A 16,116-nucleotide genomic window follows, 5' to 3' on the forward strand; every position below is an offset into this window, starting at 1 on the left:
CGATCCCCACCCTGATCGTCTACTTCGTCCTCCAACGCCAGTTCGTCAGCGGACTGACCCTCGGCGCCAACAAGGGCTGACCACCACCCCGTTCGAAAGAGAACCACCGTGCCCCACCCCTTCACTCCGGTCGCCTCCGTGCCCGTCGACCCGCGCGGGGCCCGCGTCCACGAGGAGGGCTGGCAGTCCTGGAGCCCCAGTGGCGCGTACGCCCTCGGCGACAAGCCGTACCGCCCGACGAACGACAACTGGGCGACGGTCTGCTACCGGCCGGGCGTCACCGTCCCGGAGGGCGTCTTCCAGGGCGAGGGGCTGCTGGCGCTCGACCCGGGCGACGGGTCGCCGGTACGGCTGTGGGCGGCGCCGGAACCGACCCGTGCGGTTCCGTCGATCCGCCTGACCGTCGACGGCAGCCACGCCGAGGTCACCGCCGACGGCCCGGTCAAGGAGTTCACGGGCACGGACGTCCAGGCGACGCTGGCCGAGTGGGCCGCCGGGCTCGGGGTCGAGGCCCTCCGTCCGGCGCCCACCGTCTGGTGCTCCTGGTACGAGTACTTCACGGAGGTCACCGAGGACGACATCCACGAGAACCTGCGTGCGATGGACACCCTCGACCTGCCGATCGACGTCGTCCAGATCGACGACGGCTACCAGAAGGCCCTCGGTGACTGGCTCACCCTCTCGGGCCGCTTCCGCTCCCGCGAGGGCATCGCCGACGCGATCCGGGCGCGGGGCCGCAGGGCCGGCATCTGGACCGCGCCCTTCCTCGTCGACCCGGCGAGCGACCTGGCCGCCGAGCACCCCGACTGGCTGGTCGAGGACCTCAGCGGCGGCTTCCTGCATGCCGGCCGCAACTGGGGCCACGACCTGTGCGTCCTGGACACGACCCACCCGGAGGCCGCGGCCTACCTGGCGGACGTCTTCCGGACGCTGCGGTCCGAGGGCTACGACTACTTCAAGGTCGACTTCCTCTACGCGGGCGCCCTGGAGGGCGTACGGCACACCGACGCGGACGGTCTCACCGCGTACCGCGACGGCATCCGGCTGATCCGCGAGGCCATCGGCCCGGACGCCTACCTGCTCGGCTGCGGTGCGCCGATCCTGCCCTCCGTCGGCCTGTTCGACGCGATGCGGGTCAGCCCCGACACGGCCCCGCACCGCCGCCCCGAGGCCGGTGACTTCAGCCAGCCCGGCCAGGACCCGGCCGAGTTCACCGGCGTCGGCCGCCAGTGGCAGCACGGCGTCCTGTGGGTCAACGACCCCGACTGCCTGATGGCCCGCCCGGCCGTGGAGACCCGCGAGCGCTGGGCCGCCCACGTGCAGGCGACCGGCGGACTGATGGCCTCCAGCGACCGGCTGCTGTCGCTGGACCAGTGGGGCGTGGAGACGACCCGCCGGCTGCTCGGAGGGGACGGGCGATGACCCCCGCGGGCATCGCCCACGGCGGCGACCAGAACCCCGAGCCGTAGCCCGAGGACGTCCGTCACGGGAGGAGGCGAGCCGCTGTCGCGGCTCGCCGAATGCGCCGGGGCGCGGCACCCCCCTCGGCTGCCGCGCCCCGGCTCCCCCGGCTCCGTGGTGGCTAGACGCCCTGGGTCTCCTCCACCTCCGGGAGGGTGCCCGTGCGGGCTGCCCGGCCGTACCACAGGGCACTGGACTTGGGTGTCCGTTCCAGCGTCGTGTAGTCCACGTAGATCGCGCCGAAGCGCTTCTCGTAGCCGTACGCCCACTCGAAGTTGTCCATCAACGACCAGAGGTAGTAGCCGCGGACGTCCGCGCCGTCGGTGATCGCGCGGCGGACCGCGGCGAGGTGGCCGTGCAGGTAGGCGATCCGCTCCGGGTCGTGGACGCGGCCGTCGGGGTCGGGCTTGTCGTCGTAGGCCGCGCCGTTCTCGGTGATGTAGAGGGGGAGACCGGGGGCCTCGCGGGTGTAGCGCATGATCAGGTCGTGCAGCCCGGTCGGGTCGATCGTCCAGCCCATCTCCGTACGCTCGCCCGGCGTCTGGTGGAACGTGACGTCGTCCGCGCCCGGCCACGGGGAGTGGTCGCTGCTGCCGTGGCCGTCGGCGCGCGGCCCGCTGGCCGTCGGGTCGGCGGCCGACACCAGCGCGGGCGTGTAGTAGTTGAGGCCCAGGGCGTCGAGCGGCTGGTTGATCAGCTCCAGATCGCCGGCCTCCACGAACGACCAGTCGGTGATCGACTCCGTCGCCGCGAACAGCGTCTGCGGGTACGCCCCGTGCAGGATGGGGCCGTGGAAGATCCCGCTGGCGAGGTCGTCGATCTTCCGCGCCGCGGCCAGGTCCGCCGGGTCCTGCGAGAAGGGCCTGACCGCCGCGGAGTTGAGGCTCAGCGCCACCGAGTTGCGGGCCGGCATGGAGGCGCGCAGGGCCGAAGTGCCCAGGCCGTGCGCGAGGTTGAGCGTGTGCGCGGCCCTCAGCGAGGCCGCCGGGTCGGTACGGCCCGGTGCGTGCACCCCGGAGGCATAGCCCAGGAAGGCCGCGCACCAGGGCTCGTTGACGGTGATCCACTGCTCCACCCGGTCACCGAGCGCCTCGCCCATGATCTGCGCGTACTCGGCGAAGCGGTACGCGGTGTCGCGCTCCGGCCAGCCGCCCGCGTCCTCCAGCTCCTGCGGCAGGTCCCAGTGGTAGAGCGTCACGGCCGGCTTGATGCCGTGCGCGAGCAGCTCGTCCACCAGCCGCCGGTAGAAGTCCAGCCCCCGCTGGATCGCCGGGCCCCGGCCGGTCGGCTGCACCCGGGACCAGGAGACCGAGAAGCGGTACGCCGTCAGGCCCAGGTCGGCCATGAGCGCCACGTCGTCGCGGTAGCGGTGGTAGTGGTCGACAGCGATGTCACCGTGGTCGCCGCCGGCGGTCTTGCCGGGCGTGTGGCTGAAGGTGTCCCAGATGGAGGGCGTACGGCCGTCCTCCCGCACCGCCCCCTCGATCTGGTACGAGGAGGTCGCGGCACCCCAGAGAAAGGAGGGGGGGAAGGTCACCGGGGTCTCCGGAGATGCGGAATCGGGCATGGAAGCGCTCCCATCGGAGGTCGTGAGACCGACTGGTAGAGGGCGAGGAGGAGAGGAGAAGAGAGGGGCGGGGGCCGGAGCGGCGTCGGTCCGGCCCCCGGGGAAGCCGAGGTCAGCCCTTCACGGCACCCTGCATGATGCCGCCCACGATCTGCTTGCCGAAGATCGCGAAGACGATCAGCAGCGGCAGCGTGCCCAGCAGCGCGCCCGCCATGATCAGGGACTGGTCCGGGGTGTAGCCCCGGCCGAGCTGCGCGACCGCGACCTGCACGGTCGGGTTGCCGTTCTGCGTCAGCACCAGGAACGGCCACAGGAAGTCGTTCCAGGTCTGCACGAACATCAGCATGCCGAGGACGGCCATCGCAGGCCGGGCGGCGGGGAACACGACGTGCCACACCACCCGCCAGCTGCTCGCGCCGTCCACCCGGGCCGCCTCGATGATCTCGTCCGGCAGCGCCTGGATCAGGTACTGCCGCATGAAGAACACCCCGAACGCGCTCACCAGCGACGGCAGGATCACCGCCTGGAGCTGGTCCGTCCAGTCGAGCTTGGCGACCATCATGTACAGCGGGATCACGCTCAGCTGCGGCGGCACCATCATCGTGCCGATGACGATCAGCATCATCGCGCCGCGGCCCCGGAAGCGCAGCTTGGCGAAGGCGAACCCGGCGATCGTGGACAGGAAGACGATGGTCAGCGCCGACACACCGGCCACGAACGTGGTGTTGATGAACGCCTCGCCCAGATTGGCGTCGTTCCAGGCGATGTCGAGGTTGTGGAAGAGGTTGCCGCCGAACCAGAACGGCGGCGGGGTCTGCGCCAGCCGCTGGTTGTCTCGCGAGGCGGCGATCGCCGTCCATACCAGCGGCAGCAGCGAGCCGATGGTGAACAGGGCGAGGATGACGTACGCGATGGGTCCCGCGTGCATCTGCCCGCCCGCACGCGCCGACTTGGGCCGGCGCACCCGCTTCGGGGGCGGGGAACCCGCGTCCGCCGCGGGTTTCGTCAGGGTCGTCGTCACGGCCGGTCTCCTTAACTACTGGCGCGCAGCCGGCGCGAGATGACGTAGTTGACGATCCCGATCACGATGAGGATCAGGAACATCGTCCAGGCGATCGCGGAGGCGCGGCCCAGGTGCATGTTCACCCAGCCCTGCTCGTACAGGTACAGGCCGAGCGTCTGGAACTGGTGCTCCGCGCCGCCGGACGCACCCTTGTTGGCGTCGAACAGCAGTGGCTCGCCGAACACCTGGCTCGCCCCGATCGTCGAGACGACGACGGTGAACAGGATCGTCGGCCGCAGCGAGGGCAGGGTGACGTGCAGGAACTGCTTCCAGCGGCTGGCCCCGTCGAGGGCCGCCGACTCGTACAGGTCCTGCGGGATCGCCTGCATCGCCGCCAGGTAGATCAGCGCGTTGTAGCCGGTCCAGCGCCAGATGACGATCGACGAAACCGCGATCTGCGAGGGCCACTTGTCGTTCTGCCAGTCGATGGCGTCGACCCCGACGAAGTGCAGAGCCCAGTTGATCATGCCGTAGTCGCGGCCGAAGAGCAGCACGAACACCAGCGAGGCGGCGGCGATCGAGGTCGCGTACGGCGCCAGCATCACGACCCGGTAGAAGGTCGACGCGCGCAACTTGTAGTTGAGGATGTGCGCCAGGCCCATGGCCATCGCCAGCTGCGGGACGGTGGAGATGATGCCGATGGTCAGGGTGTTCTTCGCCGCGTTCCAGAAGAAGTCGTCGTCGAAGATGCGCGTGTAGTTGCGCATGCCCGCCCACTGCATGTCCGTGGGATCGGTCAGCTCGACCGTGTGCAGCGAGGCCCAGCCCGTGTAGATCAGCGGGAACAGACCGAAGGCGAGGAACAGCAGGAAGAACGGCGAGACGAACGCGTACGGGCTCCAGCGCATGTCCCGCTGCCAGCGGCGGGACAGCCGGGCCCGGCGCCGCTGCTCCTTCTCGTCGGGTACGGCGTCCGCGGGCGGGCGGCCCGGGGCCGCGCCCCCCTCCTCGAGGGGGAGCGCGGCGGTGTCGTGCCGGGTGGCCATACCGGTCACTTCTCCAGGTTGTTGTCGATGGTCTTGGTGGCCGTCTCCCAGGCTTCCTTGGCCGACTTGCCCTTCGTGACGAGGATGACGCCGTTGTCGGTCAGACCCTGCTGGATGATCTGGTCCTTCGGGCCGATCACCTGCGTCGGAATGGCCTTGGCGGCCTCGGCGAAGATCTTGCCGATGGGCGCGTCACCGGTCATCGTGTTCTTGGCGCCGGTGACCTGGGGCAGGTCGTAGGCGGCGGTCGAGCTCGGGAAGCTGCCCTGCACGCTGAACAGCTTGGCCTGCTGCTCCGGCGCGGTCAGCCAGGTGATCAGCTTCTCCGCCTCCTTCACGTGCTTGCCGTTCTTGGGCACGGACAGGAAGGTGCCGCCCCAGTTGCCGGACTTGGGCGCGGCGGCCACGTCCCACTTGCCGGCGGAGTCGGGCGACGACTTGCCCTTGAGGTAGCCGAGCATCCACGGCGGGCACGCGATCGCGGCGAACTTGCTCTTGGCGATCGTGGTGTCCCAGGCCGGCTGGAACTGCGTCTGCGCTCCGACCAGCCCCTCCTTGGCGGCCTTCGCGGTCAGGTCGAAGGCGTTCTTGATCGCCGGGTTGGTCTTGTAGATGACCTCGCCGGAGGCGTCGTAGTACTTGTCCTTCTCACTGCTGACGATCGCGTTGAGCAGACCGCCGGGCGAGTCCATGAAGGTGGTGCCCGCGGGGGCCTTCTTCTTGTAGGTCTCGCCCGCGGCGACGAGCTTGTTCCAGTCGCCCGCCCACAGCTTGCCGACCGCCTCGCGGTCGCTGGGCAGACCGGCCTGCTCGAAGAGGTCCTTGCGGTAGCAGATCGCCATCGGGCCGATGTCGGTGCCGAGGCCGATGGTCTGGCCGTCCTTGGTGGTGGCCTGCTGCCACTTCCAGTCAACCCACTTGCTCTTGTCCACCCCGGCGACCTTGGACATGTCCACCAGCTTGTCCGCGTTGGTGGAGACGACCTCGGCGATGTTGCCGACCTCGATGGCCTGGACGTCCTGGAGACCGCTGTTGGTGGTGAGGTGGTTGACGAGAGCGGGGTAGTAGTTCTCGTTCCGCTCGACCACGTTCTCCTGGATCTTGATGTTCGGGTTGAGCTTCTCGTACTCCTTGTAGAGTCCGGCCTCCTTGAAGCCCTGCGTGCCGAACAGACCGAGGGTGATCGTGGTCTTGCCGCCGCCCGACGACGAGCCGTCGTCGTCGCCGCCGTCGTCGGCACAGCCGGCCAGCAGCCCGGCGCCCAGCGATGCGACAGCCGCGAGGACTACCGCCCTGTTGCGGGCGGATCGGGTATGTGCTCGCATTGCGTCCTCCTGTTGCCCTGACGTGCCGACCCCCCGGCCAACTGCGTTGTTGGGCCCGTTCGTTCTAGCTGCGGCTCGGGCGGGGAACGTGCGGGAAATGTATGTGTCAGGTACCGTGGGAGCGCTCCCATCGGTGATGTGTTGAAGGTTCGCGGGTCCGGGCGGGGGTGTCAAGGGAGTCGACGCGGAGAGATGCGTTCAGTTATCAGCCTGTTAACTGGACCGGCCCGACCCGCCCGGCGCTCAGGGGCGGGCACTTCGGCCCGGACCTGGGCCGGGGGCTGAGCCCCCGCGACCGTCACTGGAGCAGGCGGGGCTGTTAAATTCCAGGCCAGCGCAAGACAACGGCGGAAGGCGGAGCCCATGGCAAGCCACGGAGCGCGGAGCCGGAGCGGGGGCCGGCCCACCCTCGAGGAGGTCGCCGCGCGCGCCGGCGTCGGCCGGGGCACCGTTTCCCGGGTGATCAACGGTTCGCCCCGGGTCAGTGACGCCACCCGTGCCGCGGTCGAGGCGGCGGTGGCGGAGCTCGGGTACGTCCCGAACACGGCCGCGCGCGCCCTGGCGGCCAACCGTACGGACGCGATCGCGCTGGTGGTGCCCGAGCCGGAGACCCGGTTCTTCGCCGAGCCGTACTTCTCGGACATGCTCAAGGGCGTCGGCGCGGAGATCTCGGACACCGAGATGCAGCTCCTGCTGATCTTCGCGGGTAGCGACCGCGAACGCCAACGGCTGGCCCAGTACCTCGCCGCGCACCGGGTCGACGGCGTCCTGCTGGTCTCGGTCCACGCCGACGACCCGCTCCCCGACCTGCTGTCCCAGCTGGAGATCCCCGCGGTGATCAGCGGCCCGCGCTCGGCGGGGGAGACGCTGCCCTCGGTGGACTCCGACAACTACGGAGGGGGCCGCTCCGCCGTGGAGCACCTGCTCGCGGGCGGCCGCCGCGCGATCGCCCACATCACCGGCCGCCTCGACGTGTACGGCGCCCAGCGCCGCGTCGACGGCTACCGCGACGCGCTGCTCGACGCGGGCCACGAGGTGGACGAGCGCCTGATCGAGCCCGGTGACTTCACGGAGGAGGGCGGCCGCCGCGCGATGACGAAGCTGCTGGCCCGCCGCCCCGACCTGGACGCCGTCTTCGCCGGCTCCGACGTCATGGCGGCGGGCGCCCGCCAGGTGCTGCGCGAGGAGGGCCGCAGCATCCCCTCGGACGTGGCATTGATCGGCTACGACGACTCCGCCATAGCGCGCCACATGGACCCGCCGCTCACCAGTGTCCGCCAGCCCATCGAGGAGATGGGCCGCCGCATGATCGACCTGCTCCTCTCGGAGATCGCCGACCGCCGCCCGGCGGTGTCCCGGGGCCTGGAGCGCAGGCAGGTCGTCCTGGCGACGGAACTGATCCACCGGACGTCGTCCTGACACGGGCCAGGCCGCCCCGAGCCGCCTAAAGAGGTTGAACGCAAGGATCACTCAGGTCCGGACGCGGGCGGGGTCCGGCGTTCCGTCCGCGAACGGGCACGCCGGCTCTTTCGCGAACGGTACGGCGGTGTGCGGGAGTTGACCGGGGTGTCGCGGCCGGTGTCGTGGTGCTCAGCTCGTCCTGAAGTAGTGGCCCGCCTCCAGGTCCGGGATCAGGGCGGGGTGCTCCGGCTGCCAGCCCAGCAGCTTGCGGGTGAGTGCGGCCGAGGCGCGCATGTCGATCGCGGCGAAGCGGCCGAGCCAGCCGAAGTGGTCCGTCGCGTTCTCGGCGGCCACCTTCGCGACCGGCACGTCGAGCCCCCGCCCGATGGTCTCGGCGATCTCCCGGAACGGCACCCCCTCGTCGCCGATCGCGTGCAGCCGTACGCCGGCCGGCGCCTGCTCCAGGGCGAGCCGGAACAACCGGGCCGCGTCCAGGCGGTGGACGGCCGCCCACTGGTTGGTGCCGTCGCCCACCATGGCCGAGACACCCTTCTGCCGTGCGACGTCGATGAACATGGGCACGAAGCCGTAGTCGCCCTCGCCGTGCACGCTCGGCGGAAGCCGCAGCACCGACGAACTCACCCCGCGTCCGGCCAGTGCGAGCGTCGCGGACTCCGAGGCGTGCCGGTGCTTGGCGGGGGAGTCCGGGTCGGCCGGGTCCTCCTCGGTGCCGACGTGCCCCGGCGCGGTCAGCAGTCCCGAGGTGACCACGAGAGCCTTCCCGGTGCCTGCGAGCACCTCGCCCATGGCCTCTATCGCCCGCAGATCGGCCTCACCGGAGGCGGCGAGGTTCGTGAAGTCGTGGATGAAGGCCAGGTGGGCGACGGCGTCGGCCGCCTCGGCGCCCCGGCGGAGACTGTCGAGGTCGTCCAGATCGCCGCGGTGCACCTCCGCCCCGGCGGCCCTCACCGCCTCGGCCGACCGGTCCGAACGGGCCAGGCCGAGAACCTCGTGCCCGGCGTCGAGGAGTTCGCGGGTGACGGCGGAACCGATGAATCCGGAGGCGCCGGTGACGAATACACGCATGAGGGTCCTTCGCGGTGACGAGTGATGTTTCCAGCGCCTCCAGCGTGCGAAGGAGAGCCAGGGCCGGTCCAAAGCCTGTTTCGCATCGCGCAATACACATCAGGCATCACCCCAGGTGAGATGCCCTGCAAGGCGCCGGACGCCGTCGAGGCGGGCGTACGCTTCCGGCATGACCGACCTCGATCTGCGCCTGGTCCGGTACTTCACCGCCGTCGCCGAGCACCGGCACTTCGGCCGGGCCGCCGAAGCGCTGCACATCACCCAGCCGTCCCTGAGCCGGCAGGTCCGCCGTCTGGAGCAGCAGCTGGGCGCGCGGCTGCTGGAGCGGACCCCGCAGGGCAGCCGGCTCACCGAGGCGGGGGAGGTCTTCCTGCCCCGGGCGAAAGCGCTGCTGCGGTCGGCCGGACAGGCGGCCGCGCTGACCCGGGCGGCGGCCGAGCCGAGCCGGATCACCGTGGGCTACACGGCGGGGATCATCGTCACCCCGGCAGTGCGCGAACTGCGGGTACGTTTCCCGGAGGCCGACGTCTCCAGCGTGCACGTCGACTGGGGCGACCGCCGGACGGCCCTGGCCGACCACAAGGTCGACGCGCTGGTGACCCGGCTGCCCTTCCCGACGGACGGGGCCCATGTGACGGTCCTCTACGACGAGCCCAGGGTGCTGCTGCTCCCGGTCGGCCACCGTCTGGCCGGCAAGGAGTCCGTCACGCTCGACGACATCGCGGACGAGCCGATGATCAGGGTGGCCGACCCGGACTGGAACGCGTACTGGCGCATCGACCCCCGCCCGGACGGCAGCCCGGCACCCGACGGCCCTCTGGTCACGGCGCTGGAGGACAAGTTCGAACTCGTGGCCTCCGGACAGGCCCTGGCCATCATGGCCTCACCTCGCCCGGGCGCCCTTCGCCCCGATCTGACGGTGGTCCCGCTGGAGGGCGTCGACCCGGCCCACGTCGTCCTGGCGACCCGGGCCGGCGACCGAGGCCGACTGCTCACGGCGTTCCGCAGGGCGGCCCGGACCCGTCTTGAGGCGACTGGCTTCTGAAACGGCCTCAGCCGGTGACCCTGTCTCCAGGATCACCGGCTGAGGTGATGAGGGTGAGTGACGGGACTCGAACCCGCGGCCACCTGGACCACAACCAGGTGCTCTACCAACTGAGCTACACCCACCATGTTCGGCTGTCCGGGTTTCCCCGACCGGCCGAGAAAAAGTGTACAGGGTCCGAAGGGGTGCTCGCGCCCGCGTTAATCGCGCAGGCCGCGGGCCTCCACTGAGCAGGCCGCGCGCCTCTACTGCGCAGGCAGGACGTGCTTCGCGGCGATCGTCTTGGCGGTGTCGGAGTCCGGCCCGGGCTGCGGGACGAAGATCGCCTCGCGGTAGTAGCGGAGCTCCGCGATGGACTCGCGGATGTCGGCGAGGGCGCGGTGGTTGCCGTTCTTCTCCGGGCTGTTGAAGTAGGCCCGGGGGTACCAGCGGCGGGCGAGCTCCTTGACGGAGCTGACGTCCACGATGCGGTAGTGGAGGTAGTCCTCCAGGGTGGGCATGTCCCGGAGCAGGAAACCGCGGTCGGTGCCGACGGAGTTGCCGCACAGGGGGGCCTTGCCGGGCTCCTTGACGTGCTCGCGGACGTAGGCGAGGACCTGCTCCTCGGCGTCGGCGAGCGTGGTGCCGCCGGACAGCTCGTCGAGCAGCCCGGACGCGGTGTGCATCTGACGCACCACCTCCGGCATCGTCTCCAGCGCCTGGTCCGGCGGGCGGATGACGATGTCCACACCGTCGCCGAGGATGTTCAGCTCGGAGTCGGTGACGAGGGCGGCAACCTCGATGAGCGCGTCGTCGGACAGCGAGAGGCCGGTCATCTCGCAGTCGATCCACACCATGCGATCGTTCATGCGACCACCCTAAAGCTGAGGTCGGCTTTTGGGATGCCCGGTGTCGGGGTCGGCGTACCAGGGGGCTGCCGCCCCCTGGACCCCCGCTTCGGCCTGAACGGCCTCGTCCTCAAACGCCGGACGGGCTGAAGTGCCCGCCCGGCGCCGAGAAGTCACGCTCCGCTGCGCTGCCCCGGCAGGCTCGCCCGGCCGCCGACGTACAGCTCGCGGCCGTTCTCCGACGGCGGGCCCACGGAGGCCGGGGTACGCCGGGTCTGGAGCGGTACCGGGCCGCCCTCCGGGTGCAGCTGCACCGGCGGACCGGGCGGGGGACCCGTGGGTCCTCCCACCGGACCGTCGCTGTCCACGGGCCGCTCGCCCTGCGGCCGGCGCGCCCGGTACGCGGCCCGGTAGGCCGCCGGGGACGAGCCCAGCTGCCGCCGGAAGTGCCCGCGCAGCGCCACCGGGGAGCGGAAACCGCAGCGCCCCGCGACCTCGTCCACCGAGTAGTCCGAGGTCTCGAGCAGCCGCTGCGCCTGGAGCACCCGCTGGGTGATCAGCCACTGGAGAGGGGCCGAACCCGTCAGGGAGCGGAAGCGGCGGTCGAACGTACGACGGCTCATGTACGCGCGCGCGGCGAGCGTCTCCACGTCGAACTGCTCGTGGAGGTGCTCCAGCGCCCAGGCGACGACCTCGGCGAGCGGGTCGGCGCCGATCTCCTCCGGTAAAGACCTGTCGAGGTAGCGCTCCTGACCGCCCGAGCGGCGCGGCGGGACCACCAGTCGGCGGGCCAGCGCGCCGGCCGCCTCGTTGCCGTGGTCCGTCCGCACGATGTGGAGGCAGAGGTCGATGCCGGCCGCGGTACCGGCCGAGGTCAGTACGTCGCCGTCGTCCACGAAGAGTTCTCGTGGGTCCACGTGCACCGACGGGTAGCGCTTGGCCAGCGTCGGCGCGTACATCCAGTGGGTGGTCGCGGGGCGGCCGTCCAGCAGGCCCGCTGCGGCCAGCACGAACGCGCCGGTGCACAGGCCCACGATGCGGGCACCCTCCTCGTGCGCCCGGCGCAGTGCGTCGAGTGCCTCCTCCGGAGGCGGTGAGGTGATCGAGCGCCAGGCCGGCACGACGACCGTGCCCGCGCGGGAGATCGCCTCCAGGCCATGTGGCGCGGTGAGTTCCAGGCCCCCTGTGGTCCGCAGCGGGCCTTCTTCACCGCCGCACACCAAAAGTCGGTAGCGCGGTACGCCGGCGTCCTGGCGGTCAATCCCGAACACCGACAACGGTATGGAACTCTCGAAAATGGGGCCGCCGCTGAACAGCAGCACCGCGACGATCTCCTTGCGGCGTCGCCCGGAGAGCTTCCGGGCCGCGGCTTCCGGCGCGGCAGTGGAGTCGTGGCTCATCCTGCTAAGCCCCCCTTGGTGGTCGCGGCGCCCCTAACTTGTCGGGCATGTCGCTCCAGCACGTTTCCCCTCGGTCCGGCACGAGTCCCCCGCCGTAAGACGTCAAGATCGAATCTACTGTGTCCCGTGGTGCCGGGGTGACCAGTTCGTCATCCGGCACATTGTCGACTTGGCAACTTGGCGTAAAGCATTCGATCACGAAGCGTTGCACTCAGGGGCCGTGCAGGGAAGTGCGCCTTGTGGCAGTGGCTAATCCACGTAGGGTGCGCGGGACCCCCGAGACCCTATTCGTGCAGGTGGAACGGGGGTTGGAGGGTGGTGGAGGCACGGGACACGCCCAACGCGGAAGTTGGCTGAAAAGAATCGTCCCGGTGCATGGAAACCGGTCAGCCGACCGGTGTGCTTCCGCCGGTGTGACGACCGCCTCGGTGGGACCCGGCGCCACCCCGGTGCCGGCGGCCGCGCTGCGGCGCCCCCTCCTCCGTGTGCAGACGGGCCGCGCCGCGTTCCGACTGGCGCAGGAGGATACGGCAGACGGCTGTCACGGCGGCGAGGCCGAGCGCGGTGCCGGCGGCTCCGGCGAGCGAGGTGCCGTACCAGAGCAGCACCACGGGGACGAGGGCGCAGCTGAAGACCGCCCAGCGGACCACGTCCGTGCTGGAGTCCCTGGAGTCCTCGGAGGGCGTTCGGTGTCCGGTCATCGCATGCTCCCTGTGGCGTCTCCCCCTGGCGTGGCTCATGGGTTCAACGCGTGTTCGACCCGTCGGTCACTGTGTCGAGGGGCCGTCCGGTGGGTACGTCCGGGGGCGGGTGGGCGACGGGCGCTTGAATCCTGTGCAAACCGCCTGTACAGCGCAGCAACCATTGCGTTACGGGCGCCCCCTCGTGCATGCTCCCTGGAACCCCACAGCGCGAGGGCGGGATCTGGGCTTAGGAAGCGTGGCGCCGTACCCTTGGGGGTATGGGCCGGGAAAGACGATTCCCGGACACAGCTCCGCCGCACAGGCCGTCCCTCCCATACAAGGATCACAACGCCGAGACAGCCATGGCCGGTCACGAATTCTCCGAACCAGCGGACCGCAAGCGGCCCGTCGCCGATCCCACGGCGGCCGAGCCCCTGGCGGCGGAAGAGCCACGCCACTCCTGCGACCCCGCCTTCAAGCACGGCGTCGTCGTCGGGTTCGACGGCTCCACATCGAGCGAGCGCGCCCTCGCGTACGCGATCGGCATGGCCCATCGCTCCGGCTCGGGCCTGATCATCGTGCATGTCGCCAACCGGCTGCCCACCACGGTGTGGGCCGGCTGCGAGCCACCGGTCTTCGTCGACGTGCCGGACCACCGCACCGAGGTGCTCGGCCTGGAGCTCGCCTGCGCGGACTACCTGGCCGAGGTGCCCTGGATCCTGGTCGAGCGCGGTGGCGACATCTGCCATGAACTCGAAGAGGTCGGGCGGGAGTACGAGGCGGACGCGATCGTCGTCGGCTCCACCCACGGCATCGTCGGGCGCATCTTCGGCTCCGTCGCCGGGCGGCTCGCCAAGCGGGCGAAGCGGCCCGTCATCGTCATTCCGTAACGCCCGGTACTCCCTGGTGAGATGGGTGAATCCGCCCCCGCGCAGAGGTGTTTGTGCCTTTGTGAAGGGCATATAGCCGTCATGGGCTGCCGGCCGGGGCGTGACGGTCACCGGCCAAGTGGCAGTCGGCGCCGGGGCATTGGGCGGCCCCGGCGCGATCGAACGGACCCCCCGTGCACGGTGGCGTCACGAGGGGTCCGTCCCTTTGCGGGGTGAGCGTCTACTCGACCGTCACCGACTTCGCGAGGTTCCGCGGCTTGTCGATGTCCCGGCCCAGCGCCAACGCCGTGTGGTAGGCGAGGAGTTGGAGCGGGATGCCCATCAGGATCGGATCCAGCTCGTCCTCGTTCTTCGGCACGACGATCGTCTCGTCGGCCTTCTCCTGGTGCTGGTGGGCCACCGCCAGGATCCTGCCGCTGCGGGCCTTGATCTCCTCCAGGGCGGCGCGGTTCTTCTCCAGCAGGTCGTCGTCGGGGACGATCGCGACCGTGGGGAGGGCGGGCTCGATCAGGGCCAGCGGGCCGTGCTTCAGCTCCGACGCCGGGTAGGCCTCGGCGTGGATGTACGAGACCTCCTTGAGCTTCAGGGAGGCCTCGCGGGCCACCGGGTAGCCCCGGACCCGGCCGATGAAGAGCATCGAGCGGGCCTCGGCGTACTGCTCGGCCAGCTTCTTGATGTGCTCCTCCTGCTCCAGCATCTCGGTGATCTGCGCGGGCAGCTTGCGCAGGCCCTCGATGATCCGCTTGCCGTCCCGGACGGACAGGTCACGGGTGCGGCCCAGGTGCAGGGCGAGCAGCGCGAAGGCCACCGTGGTGTTGGTGAAGCACTTGGTGGAGACCACGCAGACCTCCGGGCCCGCGTGCACGTACACGCCGCCGTCGGCCTCGCGGGCGATCGCCGAGCCGACCACGTTCACCACGCCGAGCACCCGCGCGCCCTTGCGCTTGAGCTCCTGGACGGCCGCGAGGACGTCGTAGGTCTCGCCGGACTGGGAGACCGCGATGTAGAGGGTGTCGGGGTCGACGACCGCGTTGCGGTAGCGGAACTCCGAGGCCGGCTCGGCGTCCGCGGGGATGCGGGCCAGCTCCTCGATCATCTGGGCGCCGATCATGCCCGCGTGGTACGAGGTGCCGCAGCCGAGGATCTTCACCCGGCGGATCTGGCGGGCCTCGCGGGCGTCCAGGTTGAGGCCGCCGAGGTGCACGGTGGAGAAACGGTCGTCGATGCGGCCGCGCAGCACGCGGTCCACGGCGTCGGCCTGCTCGTGGATCTCCTTGTGCATGTAGGTGTCGTGGCCGCCCATGTCGTAGGAGGCGGCCTCCCACTCGACGGTGGTGGGCTCGGCCGTCGTACGGGTGCCCTCGGTGGTGTACGTGCGGAAGTCGTCGGCCTTGAGGGTGGCCATCTCGCCGTCGTCCAGCGTCACTATCTGCCGGGTGTGGGCGACCAGGGCGGCGATGTCCGAGGCGACGAACATCTCCTTCTCGCCGATGCCCAGGACGACCGGGGAGCCGTTGCGGGCCACCACGATGCGGTCGGAGAAGTCGGCGTGCATCACGGCGATGCCGTAGGTGCCCTCGATCACCCGCAGGGTGTCGCGCACCTTGTCCTCCAGCTTCTCGGCCTGGGAGCGCGCGATGAGGTGGACGAGGACCTCGGTGTCCGTCTCGGAGAGGAACTCGACACCGTCCGCCTCCAGCTTGCGGCGCAGGTCGGAGGCGTTGTCGATGATGCCGTTGTGGACGACCGCCACCTTGAGGTCGGCCGACATGTGCGGGTGGGCGTTCACGTCGGAGGGGGCGCCGTGGGTGGCCCAGCGGGTGTGGGCGATGCCGGTGGTGCCCTTGAAGCGGGCCGGGACCTTGGCCTCCAGGTCACGTACCCGGCCCTTGGCCTTGACCATCTTCAGGCCCGCCGTCTTCGGCGAGGTGACGACGATGCCCGCCGAGTCGTACCCGCGGTACTCCAGGCGCTGCAAGCCCTCCAGGAGGAGGGGGGCGACGTCACGCTTGCCGATGTAACCGACGATTCCGCACATATAGCTTGTGTCCCCTAGCCGTAGACCATGCGGCGCAGCTGCCTCAGTGTCAGCTCCGGCGGCGCCACCGCTCGATATTTCAGGTCCGCCTCGATCCGTCCGAAGATCTCCGCGTTCACCAGGCCCTGGGCCTGGAGTTCGCGGTGGCGGCGACGGACGTACTCCTCGGTCGTCTCGTCGAAGAACGCGAGCACGTCCTGGATCACCCGTAGCGCCTCGCCCCGGCTGAGGGGCGTGGACCGCGTCAGATGATCAACAAGTTCGTCGTGCACCCGGTAGATCCTGGGGGACCGGGAGCCGTTTCGCAAGAATCCTGCCCGATATCGGGCAGATGGCTGTTGATG

Annotated in this window: 14 protein-coding genes and 1 tRNA gene; 4 read left to right on the forward strand and 11 right to left on the reverse strand. The window is 70.4% G+C overall.

Going from position 1 to position 16,116, the window contains the following annotated elements:
• Positions 1-108: 108 nt before the first annotated feature.
• Complete coding sequence (locus IF54_RS0103030; RefSeq protein ID WP_030314168.1) at positions 109-1,422, forward strand: glycoside hydrolase family 36 protein; 1,314 nt, start codon at positions 109-111, stop codon at positions 1,420-1,422.
• Between the two features lie 160 nt (positions 1,423-1,582).
• Here the strand turns inward: IF54_RS0103030 and IF54_RS0103035 are convergent, their stop codons facing one another.
• The 4 genes from IF54_RS0103035 to IF54_RS0103050 form a co-directional block, all read right to left on the reverse strand.
• On the reverse strand, positions 1,583-3,028 hold the full coding sequence (locus tag IF54_RS0103035; RefSeq protein ID WP_030314169.1) for a GH1 family beta-glucosidase: 1,446 nt from the start codon (positions 3,026-3,028) through the stop codon (positions 1,583-1,585).
• 112 nt (positions 3,029-3,140) lie between these two features.
• Entirely contained in the window at positions 3,141-4,049 is a 909-nt protein-coding gene (locus IF54_RS0103040; protein ID WP_020140908.1) for a carbohydrate ABC transporter permease, read from the reverse strand.
• Positions 4,050-4,060: 11 nt separating this feature from the next.
• Positions 4,061-5,077: a carbohydrate ABC transporter permease gene (locus IF54_RS0103045; RefSeq protein ID WP_030314172.1), complete on the reverse strand. Its 1,017-nt coding sequence runs from the start codon at positions 5,075-5,077 to the stop codon at positions 4,061-4,063.
• Between the two features lie 5 nt (positions 5,078-5,082).
• Positions 5,083-6,402, reverse strand: a complete 1,320-nt coding sequence (locus tag IF54_RS0103050) for an ABC transporter substrate-binding protein (RefSeq protein WP_030314174.1) — start codon at positions 6,400-6,402, stop codon at positions 5,083-5,085.
• Positions 6,403-6,765: 363 nt separating this feature from the next.
• Here IF54_RS0103050 and IF54_RS0103055 point away from each other — a divergent pair, with 363 nt between their 5' ends.
• Complete coding sequence (locus tag IF54_RS0103055) at positions 6,766-7,821, forward strand: LacI family DNA-binding transcriptional regulator (RefSeq protein WP_030314181.1); 1,056 nt, start codon at positions 6,766-6,768, stop codon at positions 7,819-7,821.
• Positions 7,822-7,992: 171 nt separating this feature from the next.
• Here the strand turns inward: IF54_RS0103055 and IF54_RS0103060 are convergent, their stop codons facing one another.
• Positions 7,993-8,889 (reverse strand): SDR family oxidoreductase, encoded by an 897-nt coding sequence (locus IF54_RS0103060; RefSeq protein ID WP_030314183.1) that lies wholly within the window; start codon positions 8,887-8,889, stop codon positions 7,993-7,995.
• A gap of 169 nt (positions 8,890-9,058) precedes the next feature.
• Here IF54_RS0103060 and IF54_RS0103065 point away from each other — a divergent pair, with 169 nt between their 5' ends.
• Entirely contained in the window at positions 9,059-9,934 is an 876-nt protein-coding gene (locus IF54_RS0103065) for a LysR family transcriptional regulator (protein ID WP_037819207.1), read from the forward strand.
• 52 nt (positions 9,935-9,986) lie between these two features.
• On the opposite strand, the gene IF54_RS0103070 is transcribed toward IF54_RS0103065, so the two are convergent.
• The 4 genes from IF54_RS0103070 to IF54_RS0103085 form a co-directional block, all read right to left on the reverse strand.
• A tRNA-His gene (locus IF54_RS0103070) sits at positions 9,987-10,059 on the reverse strand.
• A gap of 120 nt (positions 10,060-10,179) precedes the next feature.
• Positions 10,180-10,782: an oligoribonuclease gene (gene orn, locus IF54_RS0103075; RefSeq protein ID WP_037819210.1), complete on the reverse strand. Its 603-nt coding sequence runs from the start codon at positions 10,780-10,782 to the stop codon at positions 10,180-10,182.
• Between the two features lie 152 nt (positions 10,783-10,934).
• Positions 10,935-12,161: a helix-turn-helix domain-containing protein gene (locus IF54_RS0103080; RefSeq protein WP_030314187.1), complete on the reverse strand. Its 1,227-nt coding sequence runs from the start codon at positions 12,159-12,161 to the stop codon at positions 10,935-10,937.
• Between the two features lie 386 nt (positions 12,162-12,547).
• Complete coding sequence (locus IF54_RS0103085) at positions 12,548-12,862, reverse strand: hypothetical protein (RefSeq protein ID WP_030314188.1); 315 nt, start codon at positions 12,860-12,862, stop codon at positions 12,548-12,550.
• 344 nt (positions 12,863-13,206) lie between these two features.
• Between IF54_RS0103085 and IF54_RS0103090 the strand changes: the two genes are divergently transcribed.
• Entirely contained in the window at positions 13,207-13,734 is a 528-nt protein-coding gene (locus IF54_RS0103090; RefSeq protein ID WP_030314189.1) for a universal stress protein, read from the forward strand.
• Positions 13,735-13,954: 220 nt separating this feature from the next.
• Here IF54_RS0103090 and glmS read toward each other — a convergent pair whose 3' ends face one another.
• On the reverse strand, positions 13,955-15,772 hold the full coding sequence (gene glmS, locus IF54_RS0103095; RefSeq protein WP_020140898.1) for a glutamine--fructose-6-phosphate transaminase (isomerizing): 1,818 nt from the start codon (positions 15,770-15,772) through the stop codon (positions 13,955-13,957).
• A 14-nt stretch (positions 15,773-15,786) separates the two neighbouring features.
• Entirely contained in the window at positions 15,787-16,044 is a 258-nt protein-coding gene (locus IF54_RS0103100) for a hypothetical protein (RefSeq protein ID WP_030314191.1), read from the reverse strand.
• Between the last annotated feature and the right edge of the window lie 72 nt (positions 16,045-16,116).

The organism is Streptomyces sp. NRRL B-3229 (assembly GCF_000719505.1).
Classification (GTDB): domain Bacteria; phylum Actinomycetota; class Actinomycetes; order Streptomycetales; family Streptomycetaceae; genus Streptomyces; species Streptomyces griseorubiginosus.